This is a genomic window from Haloferax mucosum ATCC BAA-1512, assembly GCF_000337815.1.
Classification (GTDB): Archaea; Halobacteriota; Halobacteria; order Halobacteriales; family Haloferacaceae; genus Haloferax; species Haloferax mucosum.
This window is the reverse complement of sequence record NZ_AOLN01000011.1, coordinates 249,413-265,230: the sequence shown is the minus strand read 5'-3', so window position 1 is coordinate 265,230 and position 15,818 is coordinate 249,413. Positions and strand designations below refer to the sequence as shown.

Annotated in this window: 19 protein-coding genes; 7 read left to right on the top strand and 12 right to left on the bottom strand. The window is 63.8% G+C overall.

What is annotated here, in order from left to right:
- Nucleotides 1–155 precede the first annotated feature (155 nt).
- Nucleotides 156–677: a DUF7858 family protein gene (locus tag C440_RS08150; protein WP_008319887.1), complete on the top strand. Its 522-nt coding sequence runs from the start codon at nucleotides 156–158 to the stop codon at nucleotides 675–677.
- Between the two features lie 97 nt (nucleotides 678–774).
- Here the strand turns inward: C440_RS08150 and C440_RS08145 are convergent, their stop codons facing one another.
- The 8 genes from C440_RS08145 to C440_RS08110 all read right to left on the bottom strand — a co-directional run bounded on the left by C440_RS08145 (nucleotide 775) and on the right by C440_RS08110 (nucleotide 5,511).
- Nucleotides 775–1,518, bottom strand: a complete 744-nt coding sequence (locus C440_RS08145; RefSeq protein ID WP_008319886.1) for a P-loop NTPase family protein — start codon at nucleotides 1,516–1,518, stop codon at nucleotides 775–777.
- 95 nt (nucleotides 1,519–1,613) lie between these two features.
- Nucleotides 1,614–2,033, bottom strand: coding sequence for an HIT family protein (locus C440_RS08140; protein ID WP_008319885.1), 420 nt, complete (start codon nucleotides 2,031–2,033; stop codon nucleotides 1,614–1,616).
- Between the two features lie 98 nt (nucleotides 2,034–2,131).
- Nucleotides 2,132–2,344 carry a hypothetical protein gene (locus C440_RS08135; RefSeq protein WP_008319884.1) on the bottom strand — a complete coding sequence of 71 codons (213 nt, stop codon included), beginning with the start codon at nucleotides 2,342–2,344 and terminating at the stop codon, nucleotides 2,132–2,134.
- A 33-nt stretch (nucleotides 2,345–2,377) separates the two neighbouring features.
- Nucleotides 2,378–3,025 (bottom strand): uracil-DNA glycosylase, encoded by a 648-nt coding sequence (locus C440_RS08130; RefSeq protein WP_008319883.1) that lies wholly within the window; start codon nucleotides 3,023–3,025, stop codon nucleotides 2,378–2,380.
- A gap of 4 nt (nucleotides 3,026–3,029) precedes the next feature.
- Nucleotides 3,030–3,260, bottom strand: a complete 231-nt coding sequence (locus C440_RS08125) for a DUF7860 family protein (protein ID WP_008319882.1) — start codon at nucleotides 3,258–3,260, stop codon at nucleotides 3,030–3,032.
- Between the two features lie 77 nt (nucleotides 3,261–3,337).
- Nucleotides 3,338–4,189, bottom strand: a complete 852-nt coding sequence (locus tag C440_RS08120) for a ribose-phosphate diphosphokinase (RefSeq protein ID WP_008319881.1) — start codon at nucleotides 4,187–4,189, stop codon at nucleotides 3,338–3,340.
- A 60-nt stretch (nucleotides 4,190–4,249) separates the two neighbouring features.
- The gene (locus C440_RS08115; protein WP_008319880.1) at nucleotides 4,250–5,074 is read right to left on the bottom strand and encodes an HVO_0234 family beta-propeller protein; all 825 of its coding nucleotides are present in this window, start codon (nucleotides 5,072–5,074) and stop codon (nucleotides 4,250–4,252) included.
- 92 nt (nucleotides 5,075–5,166) lie between these two features.
- On the bottom strand, nucleotides 5,167–5,511 hold the full coding sequence (locus C440_RS08110; protein ID WP_049915616.1) for a metal-binding protein: 345 nt from the start codon (nucleotides 5,509–5,511) through the stop codon (nucleotides 5,167–5,169).
- A 150-nt stretch (nucleotides 5,512–5,661) separates the two neighbouring features.
- Here C440_RS08110 and C440_RS08105 point away from each other — a divergent pair, with 150 nt between their 5' ends.
- The 3 genes from C440_RS08105 to C440_RS08095 all read left to right on the top strand — a co-directional run bounded on the left by C440_RS08105 (nucleotide 5,662) and on the right by C440_RS08095 (nucleotide 9,154).
- Nucleotides 5,662–6,792, top strand: a complete 1,131-nt coding sequence (locus tag C440_RS08105; RefSeq protein ID WP_008319878.1) for a tRNA (guanine(26)-N(2))-dimethyltransferase — start codon at nucleotides 5,662–5,664, stop codon at nucleotides 6,790–6,792.
- Between the two features lie 66 nt (nucleotides 6,793–6,858).
- Complete coding sequence (locus C440_RS08100; protein ID WP_049915540.1) at nucleotides 6,859–8,202, top strand: YihY/virulence factor BrkB family protein; 1,344 nt, start codon at nucleotides 6,859–6,861, stop codon at nucleotides 8,200–8,202.
- Between the two features lies 1 nt (nucleotide 8,203).
- Entirely contained in the window at nucleotides 8,204–9,154 is a 951-nt protein-coding gene (locus C440_RS08095) for a phosphatase PAP2 family protein (protein ID WP_008319876.1), read from the top strand.
- Nucleotides 9,155–9,294: 140 nt separating this feature from the next.
- Here C440_RS08095 and glnA read toward each other — a convergent pair whose 3' ends face one another.
- Nucleotides 9,295–10,665, bottom strand: coding sequence for a type I glutamate--ammonia ligase (gene glnA, locus C440_RS08090; protein ID WP_008319875.1), 1,371 nt, complete (start codon nucleotides 10,663–10,665; stop codon nucleotides 9,295–9,297).
- A 117-nt stretch (nucleotides 10,666–10,782) separates the two neighbouring features.
- Here glnA and lrp point away from each other — a divergent pair, with 117 nt between their 5' ends.
- Complete coding sequence (gene lrp / locus C440_RS08085) at nucleotides 10,783–11,250, top strand: HTH-type transcriptional regulator Lrp (RefSeq protein ID WP_449404596.1); 468 nt, start codon at nucleotides 10,783–10,785, stop codon at nucleotides 11,248–11,250.
- Between the two features lie 6 nt (nucleotides 11,251–11,256).
- Here lrp and C440_RS17735 read toward each other — a convergent pair whose 3' ends face one another.
- Nucleotides 11,257–11,409, bottom strand: a complete 153-nt coding sequence (locus C440_RS17735; RefSeq protein ID WP_008319873.1) for a hypothetical protein — start codon at nucleotides 11,407–11,409, stop codon at nucleotides 11,257–11,259.
- 381 nt (nucleotides 11,410–11,790) lie between these two features.
- Nucleotides 11,791–12,876 carry an aminopeptidase gene (locus C440_RS08080; protein ID WP_008319871.1) on the bottom strand — a complete coding sequence of 362 codons (1,086 nt, stop codon included), beginning with the start codon at nucleotides 12,874–12,876 and terminating at the stop codon, nucleotides 11,791–11,793.
- A 140-nt stretch (nucleotides 12,877–13,016) separates the two neighbouring features.
- Between C440_RS08080 and C440_RS08075 the strand changes: the two genes are divergently transcribed.
- Nucleotides 13,017–14,042: a threonine aldolase family protein gene (locus tag C440_RS08075; protein ID WP_008319870.1), complete on the top strand. Its 1,026-nt coding sequence runs from the start codon at nucleotides 13,017–13,019 to the stop codon at nucleotides 14,040–14,042.
- Nucleotides 14,043–14,063: 21 nt separating this feature from the next.
- Here C440_RS08075 and C440_RS08070 read toward each other — a convergent pair whose 3' ends face one another.
- Entirely contained in the window at nucleotides 14,064–15,008 is a 945-nt protein-coding gene (locus tag C440_RS08070) for a cation diffusion facilitator family transporter (protein ID WP_008319869.1), read from the bottom strand.
- A 120-nt stretch (nucleotides 15,009–15,128) separates the two neighbouring features.
- Here C440_RS08070 and C440_RS08065 point away from each other — a divergent pair, with 120 nt between their 5' ends.
- Nucleotides 15,129–15,653 (top strand): metallophosphoesterase, encoded by a 525-nt coding sequence (locus C440_RS08065; protein WP_008319868.1) that lies wholly within the window; start codon nucleotides 15,129–15,131, stop codon nucleotides 15,651–15,653.
- The last annotated feature ends 165 nt before the right edge of the window (nucleotides 15,654–15,818 follow it).

The following is a 15,818-nucleotide window of genomic DNA, read 5'->3' as shown; positions in this document are numbered from 1 at the left end:
GAAAATCGGTCCCGAACGAGTATTTAAACACGGGTTGAAACGGGGTTTCAACCCTGTATTCGGAGCGCTGAACGTACCGGTAATCGACACGCTGTGCTATCTAATTTGATATCGTTTAGCAACGCTTTTATTGGCGACAACGCGACTTTCGAGCGATGGGGCTGTCGGATATCGCCGCCGAATTGGAGACAACGACAACCGAACAGCGCCCGCGTTGTGTACCGACTGTCGATGACACCGATGTTTCACTCCGCGAGCGTTTCGACGCACACGCAGACGCGCTCCCCTGTGCGCCTGCGGCCGCGGAGCGGGTTGTCGAAACACACGGGTCGGGCAGATCACTCGGTGAGAGCGCGCGCGAAGCGGGTGTCGCCCCTGTCACGGCGGCGAAAGTCTTGCATCGCTGTGGCGAAGCGGGAGTGACCCCCCTCGCCCCCGAAGCGCGACGTATCGTCCGCGACTGGATCGATGGACGACTCTCGCGCGCCGACGCGCTCGCGCTCACCAACGCCGAGCCGTCGGAGTTCGCCCTTGCGACCTACATCGAGACGCACGACCCCATCGAACCCCTCGTCGAAGCCGTCGAGGGCGCGCTCACTGACCACGGCGACGCCGCGGTTGCAAAGCGCGATTCTCTGGCCGAGACCATGAGCTCGGTCACCGATATGCAGTTCTAACACGGGACAAACGCCTCCCCACCACCTCCCGTTTCTAGCGATTCGAGTAGTCTGCTTCCTTAGATTCGCAATTCGTACAAAAGACGCAGAGCCACCTTCAGCCTCGGACGTACTCGCCGACCGACGTGAGCACGCTTCCGGATGCCGAGACCGATTCGACGTCTTCGTCGAGAAGCACTGCGGCTACTGCCGCGACGCCCGCGGCGAGTTCGGAGTCATCACGACACGCTGGCGCGTCGGTCGTCGCGCGCGACTCGCTTTCTGGGACAATCACGTCTGCGTCGGAGAGCGACCCGAACGTCGAGACGACGGCGTCGATATCGGTTCCGATGTCGGCGGCTCGGGCGGTGAGCCGACCGATGGCGTCTGCTCCGCGGTCGGTCGCGGGCGCGACGAGCGCAACTCGGTCGCACGCCGTCGCGGCGGCGACCGTCGGATTCGACGCGAGCAACGGTGCGTCCACGAGCACGTGGTCGAACTCACCGGCGGCCTCGTCGATTCGGCCTTCGAGCGTCTGGGCCGCGTCGGTGGTCATCGCACGCGCCAATCGCTCGAACGGAGCGGCCGCCGGGCAGACTGCCACGCGACCGGTGGTCGAGACATCGAGTTCGACGAGTCCGGTTGTCAGCGGTTCGTCGGCCGCGTCAGTTACGAGTGCCGTCACGTCGGGGTCGAGCGGTCCAGAAACGTAATCAGAAAGCCCCTGCGTGGCGAGCGCCGCATCGAGGACGGCCACGTCGCGGCCGTCCGCGGCGAGCGCCGTCGCCAGTTCGATCGTGAGTCGCGTCGCGCCCGCGCCGCCGGTTGCTCCGACAAGTGCGGTGGTAGTCGGCTGTGTCATACGGCGACTGGTCCGGTTCTCGGATTAATAGCTTCGGTCGGTCTATCGAATTTGAGACCGAGACGCCGAGTAGCGCGTCAAAAATAGCGATTTGCCTACAGGTCTGACAGCGTCGCTTCGATGTCGTCCATCTCGTCGTCCGAGAGGTCGGGTCGCTCACCGGCGACGGCGTGGATGGGGTTGCCGCCGTCGTCTTCGAACCGGGGGACGATGTGTACGTGGACGTGTTCGACTTCCTGTCCCGCGGCGGGCCCGTTGTTGATGCCGACGTTCGTCGCGTCGGCGTCCACCGCGTCTTCGACGCGCGGGACGAGTTCGTCAACCGTGCGGAAGAGGTCCGCCGAGAGTTCGTCCGGAAGGTCGTCGAGACGAGCGTAGTGGTCTTTGGGCACGACGAGCGTATGCCCCGGCGCGAGGGGATTCACGTCGAGGAACGCAAGCGAGTGTTCGGTCTCGTGGACGATTCGGCCGTGGATGTCGCGCGCGGCGATGCCACAGAAGATGCAGTCGGACATACGTGAGATGTTGACTGGCGACGAAAAGAAAGTTCGGACCGATTTTCACCGATGGTCCGTCCGGCAATGGTTTCGCGGGAGTTGCTCGTGAGTGAGAGTCACTTCTCGCGGTGTCGGTCGGTAGTCCCGCGATGTGTTCCGCTTCGGGAGCCGAATCGCCGCTTTTCACCGGTCTCGTCGTTATCGGACTCCGACGCGGGCCGAAGTCGTCGAGTCGCTCGCTTCGCACCCACGACGAGGATGTCGAATAGCTTCAAAACCGGATAGAGAAGCAACTCGAAAAGCAGACCGCCGATAAGTTCGCCGAGCATTGGTTCTGCGAACTCGTATCTCGTGCCCCCAGGTTAATGGCTTTCATCCGCTGACATCGAGGGGAGTAGACTCGCCAACTCCTCGAAGTACTCGTCCAGTTCGTACCCTAACCGAGAGAGCCACACGTCGCGGTAGGCGGGATGCAGGAGTGGAACGATAGTGTAACCGAATCGCTCGCTTTCGACGGGTTCGAGCACGGTGTCGAGAAAGCCGCCGAGTGACCGCTCGTCGAGCGAAAAGATGCTCTCCGTGGCGTGGCGGCCGGTCGGGACAACCACGTCCGGGTCGATGGTTTCGAGTTCGGTCACGAGATGGTCCAGACAGTTCGACTTCTCGTCGGCGCTCGGCGCGCGGTTCGACCCCTCGCCGTCGGCGGGGAAACACTTGACTGCGTTCGTGTAGAAGACGCCGCCTTCGTGGCCGACGGTGGCCATCGTCTCTCGAATCCGGCGGCCGGAGTGCTGGGCGGTGTAGGACATCCCGGTCCAGTTGCCGCCCTGCCAGCGCTCGGCGTCGGGGTTGCCCGCGCCCGGTGCCTCGCCAACGACGACGACGGTCGCATCTCGGGGGCCGACGCCCCACGAAATCCGGTTTCGGCATTCGACGAGTTCTGGACACCGACTGCAGTCGCTCTCGACGACGAGCGTGTTCTCGGTCTCGGGAAACCGTGGGTCGGTCATCGACCTATTCGGTCAGCGGGAGCACGATGCCGAAGATGATGGGCGAAAAGAGCACGAGGAGGATGCCGAGCCATTCGGCGTCAAAAAAGAGCGTGCGCTCCCACCCGGGAATGTGCCCGCCCGACGACGCCAGTGCGACTTTCGCACCGACGGCACCGAACAGGAAGAGTACGAGTCCGAGACCGACGCCGGTCTTGGTCAATCGTGGGTAATCGAGGTTTCCATAACGTCCCATACACTTCCGAGATAGGCGAACCGAGAAAACCGTTGCGAGAGAGTGTGTGAACAGGTATCGAACCCTCGGGCGGCCGCTCAACGCGAGAGCGCGTCGGCAAGCGCGGGGGCGACAGACACGTCGCTCACGTCGCGCTCGATAGTGTCGGTCCCGACGACGCGTTCGATTCCGGCGCGGGAGAGCTTCGTCCGGGCGTTTCGAGCGAGAAGCGGGTGAACAGTGGCACAGAAGACGCGGCGTGCGCCGCCGTCGGCGAGGACGGACACCGCTTCGCTCATGGTCGTTCCGGTGGCGATGATATCGTCGGTGATGACCACGTCTCGGCCTTCGAAGTCGGCGTCGCTCGGCGTAATTTCCACGTCGGTTCCGGAGTGACGGACTTTCTCGAAGTAGTCGGCTTCGCCCGCGCCGTAGGCGTCGCGGACGGTTTGGGCGATGTCGATAGCGCCCGAGTCGGGCGAGAGGAAAAGCGGGTCGTCGAGGGTCGGAAGCGGTTCGGCGAGTCGTCCGGCGGCATCGACGATGTCCACGGGCACGTCGAAGAACTCGGCGACGGCGTCCTCGTGGGGATTGACGAGCACGACGCGGTCGGTCGTCGTGCTCACGGCGCGGGCGACGGCGCGGGCCGAAATCGGATGGCCGGGGTTGAACGCCTTGTCCTGTCGCGCGTACCCCATGTACGGGATAACCGTCGTAACCCGCTCAGCGCCCGCTTCGCGGACGGCGTCTTGGAGTTGGAGCAGTTCGATGTAGGCGTCGTTGCTGACGGTGCTGGCGACGACAGTCGCTTCGTCGGCGTCGAAATCGGGGACCGCCGCGAGCGTCTCGCCGTCCGGGAACCGGTCGTACTCGACGGCCGAAAGCGACTCGCCGAGTTCGGAAGCGAGCGCGGCCGTGAGTGCCTGCGAAGATGCGCCGGGTACGAGCATAGTGGTGCGTCTCTCCCGGTGGGTAAAACCGCTTTTCGTTGCGTTCAGCCACGACGCGTGTCAGCGAACCGCGACGCCGACCGCGTCGAGACCGAGCACCTGCGTCCGCCAATCGGATGTCGTCGTCCGAACACAGAACGTCCCCGCGTCGGTCACGGCGTAGACGGCCCGCGCGTCGTGCGCCAGTGCGACGACCGTCTCGTCCATCGGAATCGGGTCCGAAACCCACGCGTCACCGTCGCGTGCGACGACACCCTCCGGCCCGACGGCGTTGGCCCGCCCGTCCGGCATCGACGCGACCGCGGTCACGCGTCCGTCGAGTAAGTCCATCCAGCCGTTCCCGAGTTCGTACAGCCCGGACTCGGTCGCCGCGAGTGGTGTTCCCTCGCCGCCACCGAGTCTCCCCGTGGGGTCGGACACGTCGTGTACGTTGTCGAGACCGGCGTGTCCCAGTTCGTCGTCGTCGTCGATGCGGTAGACACCGTTTGCGGTCGCCACGAGACTGCCGTCGAGTGCGTGAACGTCATCGACGTCGCCGAGGTCGGTCCATCCTGATTCGTCGAATCGAGCGATGCGTCCCGTCTCGTCGGCGGCGACGACTCTGTTGCGGTGAAAGCCGACGGTCGTCGCGGGACCGAAGCCGAGTTCGTGGTAGTCGTCGCCCTGTATCAAGAGCACGTCGTCGGCGGTTGCGACGGCGACCTCGCCGGGCGAACCAGCCACGTCGCGGGGGTCACAGCGCCGGTCGATGCGGAACCCGCCGACGAGCGTGTCGGACACATCGACACCCACGACGCCTACGCTCGCGGCGACGTACACCGTCTTTTTTTCCGATTTGTCCGCGTACACCCGTTTTTCGTCGATAGAGAGGTCGAAATCAGCCATCCGTTGGTTCGACGTTCGATGCGGTATTCAGAAAGGATTGTGGTCGTTTTCGGAGACAGCGACTCGGAGCGCTCGCAGTCCGGGACAGACGGTTACAGAAACTCTCGAACTTCGGAGTACCACATGTCGTGGTGGTCGAGTTCGCCGAGCGCTTCGGCGACATCGACCGCGAGGACGTGCCAACAGCGCTCGCCTTCGTCGGGGTCGAGGTTGTAGATGGTGTCTTTACAGGTACAGCCACGGCCTTCGACCACGTATTCGTCGTCGTAGCCGACGACTACGTCGAAGTCGCGGTAGCGCTTCACGCGTCGCTCTGAGACGGCCTCGATGGCCTGAATCCCGCGGTCGCCGTGGGCGTCCGCGATGGCCTGCACGATTGGTGGCGAGAGCGCGCCGGTCTCGGAGAGGGCCGCTCGCCAGTCGTCAACCGTATCCACACCCTCGCCTTCGTCGGTGCCGGTGAAAACGCATTCGATGCCCCAACCGGTGGGTTTCGGGGGCCGCGTGGCGATTCCGTGACCGGCCGCGCGCCCGGCGATTCCGCGACGCATCGCAATCGGTTTCCGCCCGCGCGGGCGACTCCGGATATGCACGTGAGTGAGGGTGGCGTCGAAATCGAGGTGCCTGATGCCCGCGACGGGGCGTCCGAGGGGACCGGTGACGACGTGTTCTACAACCCGACACAGGAATTGAACCGAGACGTGACGGTGGCCGTCCTCCGGGCCTTCTCCGAGCGCGAACCGCGCGCCGAATCGTATCTCGACGCGATGGCCGCCTCCGGTATTCGCGGCGTCCGCGCCGCCGCCGAGGGCTACGACGTGACCTGTGCCGACCTCGACGCCGACGCCGTCGAACTCGCCCAAAAGAACCTCGACCGCGCCGGAAACGGCGGCGAGGCGGTCCTGCAAAACGCCAACGCGCTCATGTACGACTCCGTCTTCGACGTGGTTGACCTCGACCCGTTCGGCACGCCGATGCCGTTTGCGGACCCCGCGTTCGCCAACACCCGCGACCTCGTCTGCGTCACCGCGACCGACACCGCACCGCTCTGCGGCGCACACCAGAAAAGCGGTATCCGAAAGTACGGCTGTCTCCCCCAGAACACCGACTACCACCCCGAGATGGGCCTGCGCGTCCTTCTCGGCGCGATGGTCCGAACCGCCGCTCGCTACGACAAAGCCGCCGTCCCGATTCTCTCGCACGCGACCCGCCACTACGCGCGGGCCTACCTCGAACTCGACGAACGAGCGACGAAAGCCGACGAACTCCTCGAATCGACCGGCTTCGTCTACCACTGCGAGGACTGCCTGCACCGCGAGGCCGAATACGCTCTCGTCGCACACCCACCAGCGACATGCCCGAACTGCGACTCGACGCGCATCCTCGAAGCCGGTCCAATCTGGCTCGGTCCCGTCTCGGAACCCGAGTTCGTCGAAGCCGTCCGTGACGAGGTGACAGACGACTTCGGCACCGCAAAGCGCGCTCGGAAACTGCTCGACACCCTCGCCGTCGAACTCGACACGCCGACGCACTTCGACCAACACCGACTCTGCAAACTCTGGGGGCGGTCGGCGTCGAAGATGGAGACGTTCATCGAAACGCTCCGTGACGCCGGTTTCGACGCGACACCCGCTCACTACCACGGAACCGCGTTCAAGACGGACGCGACGGTCGCGGAGATACGCGAAGCCACAGCCGAACTCGACCCGGAAGCCTGAGTCACCGACTCACCCACACCCGAATTCGGGCTAGCTTCTTTGCCTCCCGTGTCGTTTTAGTGATACGTGAGCGCCAAGATTCGAACTGCCGTTCCCGTGGCACGGGCCGTGGTGGATACGGTCCGCGAAAAGGAGATTTCGTTTCTCGCCGCGAGCATCTCGTACTACACGCTCGTCTCGCTCATCCCGCTTCTCGTTCTCGGCGCCATCGTCGCAACTACCGTCGGCGGCGAACCGCTCCAGATGCAACTCCAATCCCTCGTCGAGCAGTATCTCGTTCCGACCGGCCAGGACCTCGTGCAGGAGGCCCTCTCCGATAGAACCGGTCAGGGAAGCGTCGGCGTCGTAAGTCTCGGCTTGACCCTGTGGGGCGCGCTGAAGCTCTTTCGCGGGCTGGATATCGCCTTCTCACGCATCTACGGCTCGGAAGCCGGGGGACTCGTAGACCAACTCCGTGACGGCGGTATCGCCCTCGCAAGCATCGGTCTCGGCACTCTCGGCGTCGCCATCGTGACCGCACTTCTCGGCATCCTTCGGATTCCGTTCGTTCAATACCTCTCCCCGCTTTTCCTCCTCCTCACGCTCTGTGCGGCGTTCTTCCCGTTGTACTACGTCTTTCCCGATGCGAACCTCTCGGCGCGGCAGGTCGTTCCGGGGACGCTCTTCGCGGCGGTCGGCTGGACCGCCCTCGGCGTCGGCTTCGGCATCTACGCGCAGGTCGCCGGGTCGTCGGTCGCGGGCGCGCTCGGGACGCTCTTACTCCTCGTGACGTGGTTCTACTTCTCCGGTCTTATCCTGCTTTCGGGGGCGGTTATCAACGCTGTCCTCGCGGGCGTCGTCAGCGTCGCCGACGCGTCGAAATCGGGCGACCGGCCCGGGGGACCGGGCGGAACGGACCGGCAGGTACAACATACGGGAGTTCGACATGAGGGTCGTACGGATATGAGCGACGACCGAGGTGACACAGATGGTCCACGGACGGGCGACGACGCCGACGACGAACACCAGACCGGCGCGTCCGTCTCGCCGCGTGGCGCTCCCGACATCGAGGAGTTGGAATCGCAGGTCGAGGAACTCCGTGCGGACCTCGACGCGTTCGAGGACGACGTAACCGACCGGACGGTCGAAAAGCCCAAACTCGAAGCCGAGTTGAAGCGGTACGTCCGCCGTCGCATTCGCCGCGGGAAAGCCCGTGGGTGGGGTCCCTACCTCGTCCTCGCTTACGGCGTCGTTCTCACGCTCGGCGCGTTTTATTATCTGAACTCGGACCTCATCGCAATGGTAGCGATGATTATCATCTTCCTCTCGACGCTCGGACTCTACGTCCTGTTTGTCATCTTCGGAATCGGCCTGAACGCGCTCGGCGTCCCCGGCCGCGCCATCGACGCCGTTCGAGAACGCCGTCGCTGAAATGTTTCTCCTCCAGACTCGCGGCGTCGGCGAAACCGTGCTTTCGACCGCGCCCGACGCAGTCGTCTTTCTGTTCGGTCTCGTCACGCAACTCGGCGACCAGTGGTGGTTCTTCGTCGCGTTCACCGCACTGTACTGGCTTCGTCGCCCTCGAATCACCGACCGACCGCGGCGGACGGCGGCGTCGTTCGTCGGTCTCGCCCTCGCGTCGCTCGCGCTCGTCACCGCGCTGAAAGTCGGCTTCGCCCTGCCGCGTCCGCCGTCGGCCGCCGTCTCCGCCGCGCCGGCGTGGCCGACACCGCTTTCCGACTTGTTCGTCGCGTTCACCACCGACGACGGCTTCGGCTTCCCGAGCGGTCACGCTCTCGGAACGACGGTCGTCTACGGCGCGTCCGTCGCGCTTCTCGACGTGTGGGACCGCACCCGCCGTCTCCTCGTGGCCGGTGCGCTCGTCGCAACGGTCTCGATTTCGCGCGTCGTCCTCGGCGTCCACTACGGCGTGGACATCGTCGTCGGCGTCCTGCTTGGTCTCGCGTTCCTGAAGGTCGTCTTCGCGGTCGCGGCCGCCGACGAGACCGACGCACCCGGCTCCCTCGACCCGATTCGACTGTTCGCGCTCGCGGCTGGTCTCAGTGCGCTGGCGCTCGCGGTTCTCTTCGTCACCGACGCGCCCGCACACGCTGAAAACGCCGCGGCCGCCCTCGGCGGGTCGCTCGGTGGTCTCGTCGGGTGGTCTCGGCTCTCCGACCACGAGTCACTGCCCACACTCTCCGCGCCGCTCGGACTCGTCTCGTTTTTCGCCGCGGGCGGGCTTTGGGTCGGCGTCGCCGCGATTTCTCCGGCGCTTCCCGTCACCGTCCTCGCAACTGCCGCGGTCGTCGCGTTCATCCTCGTCGCCCCGCAGTTGCAACTTCGACTCTCCGGTGACACGCCGACGCCGAACGCAGACTGAACGCGCCGCCTTTCAGTTTGGGTCGTCTCGCCAGTTTGGGTCGTCTCGTCTCACCACGATTCGGTCGTCTCTCGTCGGTCCCGAAGCGGTCGCTCAGGGTTCCATACGTGGAAAAATGGTCGGTATTCGGGTGTAACCGCTCAGAACGTTTCGAGGTAGCGGTCGAGTTCCCACTCGGAGACCGAGACGAGGTAGTCTTGGAACTCGGAACGCTTGGCCTGCACAAACTTCTCGAAGACGTGCTCGCCGAGTGCGTTCTGGATGACTTCGTCTTCTTCGAGCGCATCGACGGCCGCGCCGAGGTCCTTCGGGAGCGTCTCGATGCCGTACTCTTCGCGTTTCTCCTCGTCGAACTCGTAGATGTTCTCTCGGACCGGGTTGGGGCAGTCGAGACCGCGCTCGATGCCGTCCAGACCAGCGTGGATGAGCGCCGCGAGGGCGAGGTACGGGTTACACGACGGGTCGGGGAAGCGGGCTTCGATACGCGAGGCGGCCGGCGTGCGGGCGGCCGGCTTGCGGATGAGCGCCGAGCGGTTACGGTCGGACCACGCGATGTAGACCGGCGCTTCGTATCCGGGGACGAGGCGCTTGTAAGAGTTCACGGTCGGGTTGGCGACGGCGGTCACAGCGGGCGCGTGTTCGAGGATACCGGCGGTGAACTGCTTGGCGGTCTCGCTCAGGTCGAACTCGTCGGCACCGTCGTGGAACGCGTTCTCGCCGTCTTTGAACAGCGAGATGTGTGTGTGCATCCCCGAGCCGTTGACTCGCGCGATTGGCTTGGGCATGAACGTCGCGTGGAGGTCGTGTTCGGCCGCGATGGCGCGGACGACAGAACGGAAGGTTGCGACGTTGTCGGCCGTCGAAAGGGCGTCGTCGTAGGTGAAGTTAATCTCGTGTTGGCCTTCGGCGACCTCGTGGTGCGAGGCTTCGATGTCGAAGCCCATGCTTTCGAGACCGTAGATGATGTCGCGGCGTACGTCCGACGCGAGGTCCTTCGGCGCGAGGTCGAAGTAGCCACCGGCGTCGTTCGTGACGGTCGTCGCGCGGCCGCCTTCGTCTTCTTCGAACAGGAAGAACTCCGGCTCGGGGGCCGCGTTGATTTCGTAGCCCATGTCATCTGCGCGCTCGATAGCGCGCTTGAGAACGCCGCGCGGGTCGCCGATGAACGGCTCACCGGTGGACGTGTTGAACACGTCACAGATGAGGCGGGCCGCCGCGCTGTTTTCCTTCTTCCGCCACGGGAGGATGGCGAACGTGGACGGGTCGGGTTCGAGACGCATGTCGGACTCCTGGATGCGCACGAAGCCATCGATAGACGACCCGTCGAAGTAGATTCCCTCGGTGAACGCCTTCTCGGCTTGCGATGCTGGAATGGAGACGTTCTTTACCGTCCCGAGTATATCCGTGAACTGAAGCCGAAGGAAATCGACGTTCTCCGAGTCGATTTTGTCGATAACTGCCTGTGCTTCGTCGCTCAGCCCACCGTCGGTGAGCACGTTGTCTTCCGTCATTTTCCTGAACATGCGATTCCAACACCCGCACTATAAAGACCTTTCCGCTTAATGCAATTCCCCGCAGGTCGCCATAGAATTGGATATTCGTAAAATTCTAATGCCCCCGGACGGTTTCTGAATGTAATGACGTACGAAAACCTCGATGCGAAGCTCATCAATGCACTCCTCGGCGACGGTCGAGCGAGTCTGCGTAGTCTCGCGGAAGAACTCGACGTGTCGGTCACGACCGTCTCGAATCACCTGCGCGACCTCGAAGACGAGGGGGTCATCGAGGGATACACACCGCGTGTGAACTATGACGCGCTCGGCTACGACGTGACCGCCGTCATCCAACTCAAAGTCGAGGGCTCCGCACTCCCCGAGATTACCGAGCGACTCCGCACGGAAAAACAGATGATTTCGGTCTACGAGGTCACCGGCGACTACGACATCATCGCCATCGGCAAGTTCCGCGACACTGACGGCATGAACACACAGATCAAGAAGCTCCTCACCGACGCGGACATCCGCGAGTCGAACACGTCGGTCGTGCTCAACGCCGTCACCGAAAACGAGCAGTTCGAACTCGACGTAGACGAGTAGCAACACTCAGACGATTCGCGTTTTCACGTCGCGCATCTCCTGTTTGCAGTAGGGACAGCGATATCTCGTGTCGAACCCGTCGGGTGTGGTTTGCGTCGTCGTCTCGATTTCGTGAACGCCGATGTCACGACCACACTCTCGGCACTGAACCGCTGGCATCGGTTCGTCTTCGTCGGGTCTCCGAATTAAAGCTACTGACTCATGCGGATTGTTGTCACAATACAATCCATATCTGGAAGGCAACTGTTTCGACTGGAACTTCGACGGCTTCGGAGCCGTTCCGTCGTGATTTCTACGGTCTCCGTTCCGCTCGTTGCACGGCTTTTCCGAAGGCTGACATTTCGACTGGAGAGTGCGTGACGAGGACCCAGTTATCGGTCGATAACGTGGAGATGAAACGTTGCAGTTCGTGCGGAAAAGTGGGTCCCCCGTCATCGGACCACTCGCAGTCGTCTTCGAACGCGACCGGCCCAGTTTCGGGGGTTCCGCATCACTCACGATGTTCGCTCGCGGAGCCTTCAGAAAAAAGACGCCAGACGCTTAGAAGTCGTCTTCGAACACGAACGTCCCGTTGCGCTGAACGACCTCGCCATCGACTTCGATGACGGAGTCTTCGGACATATCGACGATCATATCGACGTGCTCTGCGCTCTCGTTGAGTTCGTTCTCCTCGCCGACCGTTTCGGGGTAGGCCGCGCCGACGGCTATGTGGACTGTATCTCCCATCTTCTCGTCGAAGAGCATGTTGTAAGTAAAGCGGTCGATACTGCGGTTCATGCCGATTCCGAGTTCGCCGAGATAGCGCGCGCCCTCGTCAGTCTCGAACACGCCATCGAGCACTTCCTCGTTGCGCTCTGCGCTGTATCCGACGACCTCACCGTCTTCGAAGCGGACGCGAACGCCCGAAACCTCGCGGCCCTGTCGGTACAGCGGAAGGTCGAAGTAGACTTCACCGTTGACCGAGTCCTTGACGGGGGCGGTGAACACTTCGCCGCCGGGAAGGTTGTGTTCGCCCTTGTCGTTGATGGTGCTGTTGCCCGCGACGCTCATCGTCACGTCGGTTTCGTCGCCCGATTTGATGCGTACTTCGTCGGCGTCGTCCAGAATCTCGACCATCTGCTGTTGGTGCTCGGCTTGGGCGTCCCAGTCGAGCGTGACGGCATCGTAGACGAAGTTCTCGTACGCTTCGGTGCTCATGCCGGCGAGTTGCGCGCTTCCGGGTGCGGGGTGTTGCGTGAGACACCAGCGCTTCGAGAGCATCTCCGCTTGAATCGGCTTGTACGCGCGCTTCCACGCCGCGTTGGTCTCGGGCGCGACGTCGCTTTGTTCGGTCGCGTTGGTCTCGCCGCGAATTCGGATGATGACGTCTGTCTCCTCGTAGAGCGCCTGCAAGTGCGACGGCGTCTCGAACTCGTCCGTGTCGCTGGCGCGGAGGAACGCGCGCATGAATCGCGGATTCGCGTCCATCGAGATGACGTTCGCTTCTCGGTCGCCGAGCAGTTCGTAAATCGCCGTGACGAGGTCGTCGGCGACTGCCGGCGCGGAGACGACGACGTTGTCGCCGGACTCAACTCGTGTGGAGTGCTCGACGATAGTCTGTGCGTGTTCGCGGATACGCGGGTCCATACCGCGTCGTGTGTGTCCCCGGGGCAAACACCTTTCGAAGCGTACACATTGCCGTCTGGAGCCGACACTGGTCGTCCGCGATTCGCTGTGTCGTCACGCGACCAGCGGCTATTTCTCGCGGGAGTTTGTCTGTTTATATCATGATTGACCTTCGAAGCGATACCGTCACACGCCCGTCCGACGAGATGCGCGCGGCCGCCCGCGACGCCGATGTCGGCGACGACGTGTACGGTGACGACCCGACGGTGAACGAACTCGAAGCGCGCGCCGCCGAGTCGGTCGGCATGGACGACGCGGTCTTCGTCCCGTCCGGGACGATGGGCAACCAAATCGCCGCCCGCGTCCACACCGACCCCGGACAGGAGGCCCTCGTCGATGTCGAAGCCCACGTCTACAAGTGGGAAGTCGGCGGCTTTGCCCAACTCTCGGGCTTGCAGGTCCGGGCTTTCGACGCGGGGTCCCGCGGCGTACCGACACCCGAGCAAGTCCGCGAGCACGCGCGGGAGGAGTCACTCCACGTCGCCGGAACCGGACTGCTCTGTCTCGAAAACACGCACAACGCTCGCGGGGGCGTCGCCGTCTCGAAAGCCGATATCGACGCGGCGGCCGACGCGGCCCACGAACTCGGGATTCCGGTCCACCTCGACGGCGCACGGTTGTTCAACGCCTGCGTCGCGCTCGACGAAGACCCCGCCGCGATGGCCGAGCGCGTCGATAGCGTGATGTTCTGTCTCTCGAAGGGTCTCGGCGCGCCCGTCGGGTCGATTCTCGCCGGGTCCGAGGCGTTCGTCGAGAACGCGGTTCGCGTGCGCAAGCAGTTCGGCGGCGGGATGCGACAGGCGGGTATCATCGCCGCGCCGGGACTCCTCGCGCTCGACAACGTCGAGCGACTCGCCGACGACCACGAAAACGCCCGCGTCCTCGCCGAGGGTCTCGATGCCGTCGATGGGCTGTCGGCCGCGACCCCCGATACGAACATCGTCGTCGTAGACTCCGAAGCGGCGGGGATGACGGCGGACGCGTTCGTCGAAGCGTGCGAATCTGTCGGCGTCCTCGGCGGGACGTTCGGCGAGTACCACACCCGGTTTACGACGAATCTGAACGTCTCGCGCGCCGACGTCGAACACGCGGTCGAACTCGCCGGTGACGCGGTCGAGTCTCGGTGAGAAACGCGGGCGACGCGCCCGTTACAGTTCGGGTTCGATGTAGACGAAGTGGACACGGTCGTCGGCCGACCTGAGTTCGGTTTCGATGTCGCTGATGTATCTGTCTATCTCCTCGGTGTCGAGTTCGGGGTCGAAGCTCACGTCGAGGGTGACGAGGAGTTTTTCGGGACCGACGTAGGACGCGCGGAACTTGTCTACGTGGCTGACGTGGGGGTCGTCGCGGACGATAGATTTGAGCCGTTGTTCTTCGTGCATCGGGACGTTCTCGCCGATGAGGAGTCGTTTGTTCTCCCACGCGAGCGCGATGGCAAAGCCCATGAGGAGGATACCGATGAGGAGCGCGGCGGCGGCGTCGAACGCCTCGATGCCGGTCAGTTCTGTCAGGCCGATGCCGACGAGCGCGAGCATTGCCCCGACGAGCGCGACGGTGTCTTCGGTGAACGCCGTCAGCGTCGTCACGTCGCTCGTCTCATGGAACGCTTGTCTGAGCCCGCTCCACTCGTACTCCTCGATTTGACGGCGGAGTTCCGCGTTCGCCTTCAGGAAGGCGTAACTCTCGAAGGCGATGGCTCCGAGGAGAATCGCGATGTTGACGTAGACTGGGTCGATTTGCGTGCCTAAGAACATGAACGGCTCTGCGCCGCCGCCGTGGCCCGGGTGCATCAGGGCGTTGTATCCGTGTTTCGCGGACTCCCAGCCTGCGATACCGAACAGCATCACGGAGACGAGAAACGAGTAGAAAAACTGCGCCTTGCCGAAACCGAAGGGGTGTTCGCGGGTCTCTTCGCGCCGACTGTATCTGATTCCGATGAGGAGAAACACCTGGTTCCCGGTGTCTGAAACCGAGTGATAGGTTTCGGAGAGCATCGAGGGGCTTCCGGTTGCGAGAAATCCGAGAAACTTGAGGACGGCGATGGCCCCGTTCGCAAAGAGAGCCGCAATGACGACCGACGTACTGCCTGCCATGTGGTGGGCCACTCCCCCCTCCCGGATAGACTTACCGACGTACGGACAGGTCATCTCGGCTGAATCGACTCTCGCGCCGCAGTCAGTGGGTTTCAATCCCCCCGACGCCTAGGCGCTGGTATGCTCGTCGTCGTCTCAGACACACACAGCACGGACGGTCACCGACTCTCGAACCGAACGCTCGAAGCGGTCCGCGAGGCAGACCTCGTCGTCCACGCGGGCGACTTTATGCGCGAGTCCGTCCTCGACGCCTTCATCGACGAGTCCGAGTCGTTTCTCGCCGTCTTCGGCAACAACGACGATGCGGCGATTCGAGACCGGATTCCCAAGGCGCGGAACTTCACCTACGGCGGCGTGGAGTTCGCACTGACGCACACGCGGCGCGGCGGCGGCACCGCGCTCACACTGTTCGGCCGTGAGCGCGGCGCTGACGCGGTTATTTTCGGTCACAGTCACCGACCGACGTTCGACGCGACCGGTGCGATTCCGCTTCTCAATCCGGGGAGCCACGCACAACCCCGCGGAAACCAACGGGCGCACGCGGAACTGGAGGAACTGCCGGGCGGCGGCGTACGCGGCCGGCTGGTCACTGTCGATGGCGAGGAGTTCGAGACGTTCCGAATCGGTCCCAGCGGACGCCGATAAGTCGAAGGAGGGCCGAAAGAACAGCGGGAACGCGAATGGAGGGTTGGAGCGGAGGGGCTTCGTGCGTTCCATGACAGGCGGACCGAGGCCGCGGGGGGAGGCGACGGCAGGACGGGGGCAGGGGCACCGAAGATGGCGTGTCCCGACCGTCGTGGGGGGCGAACG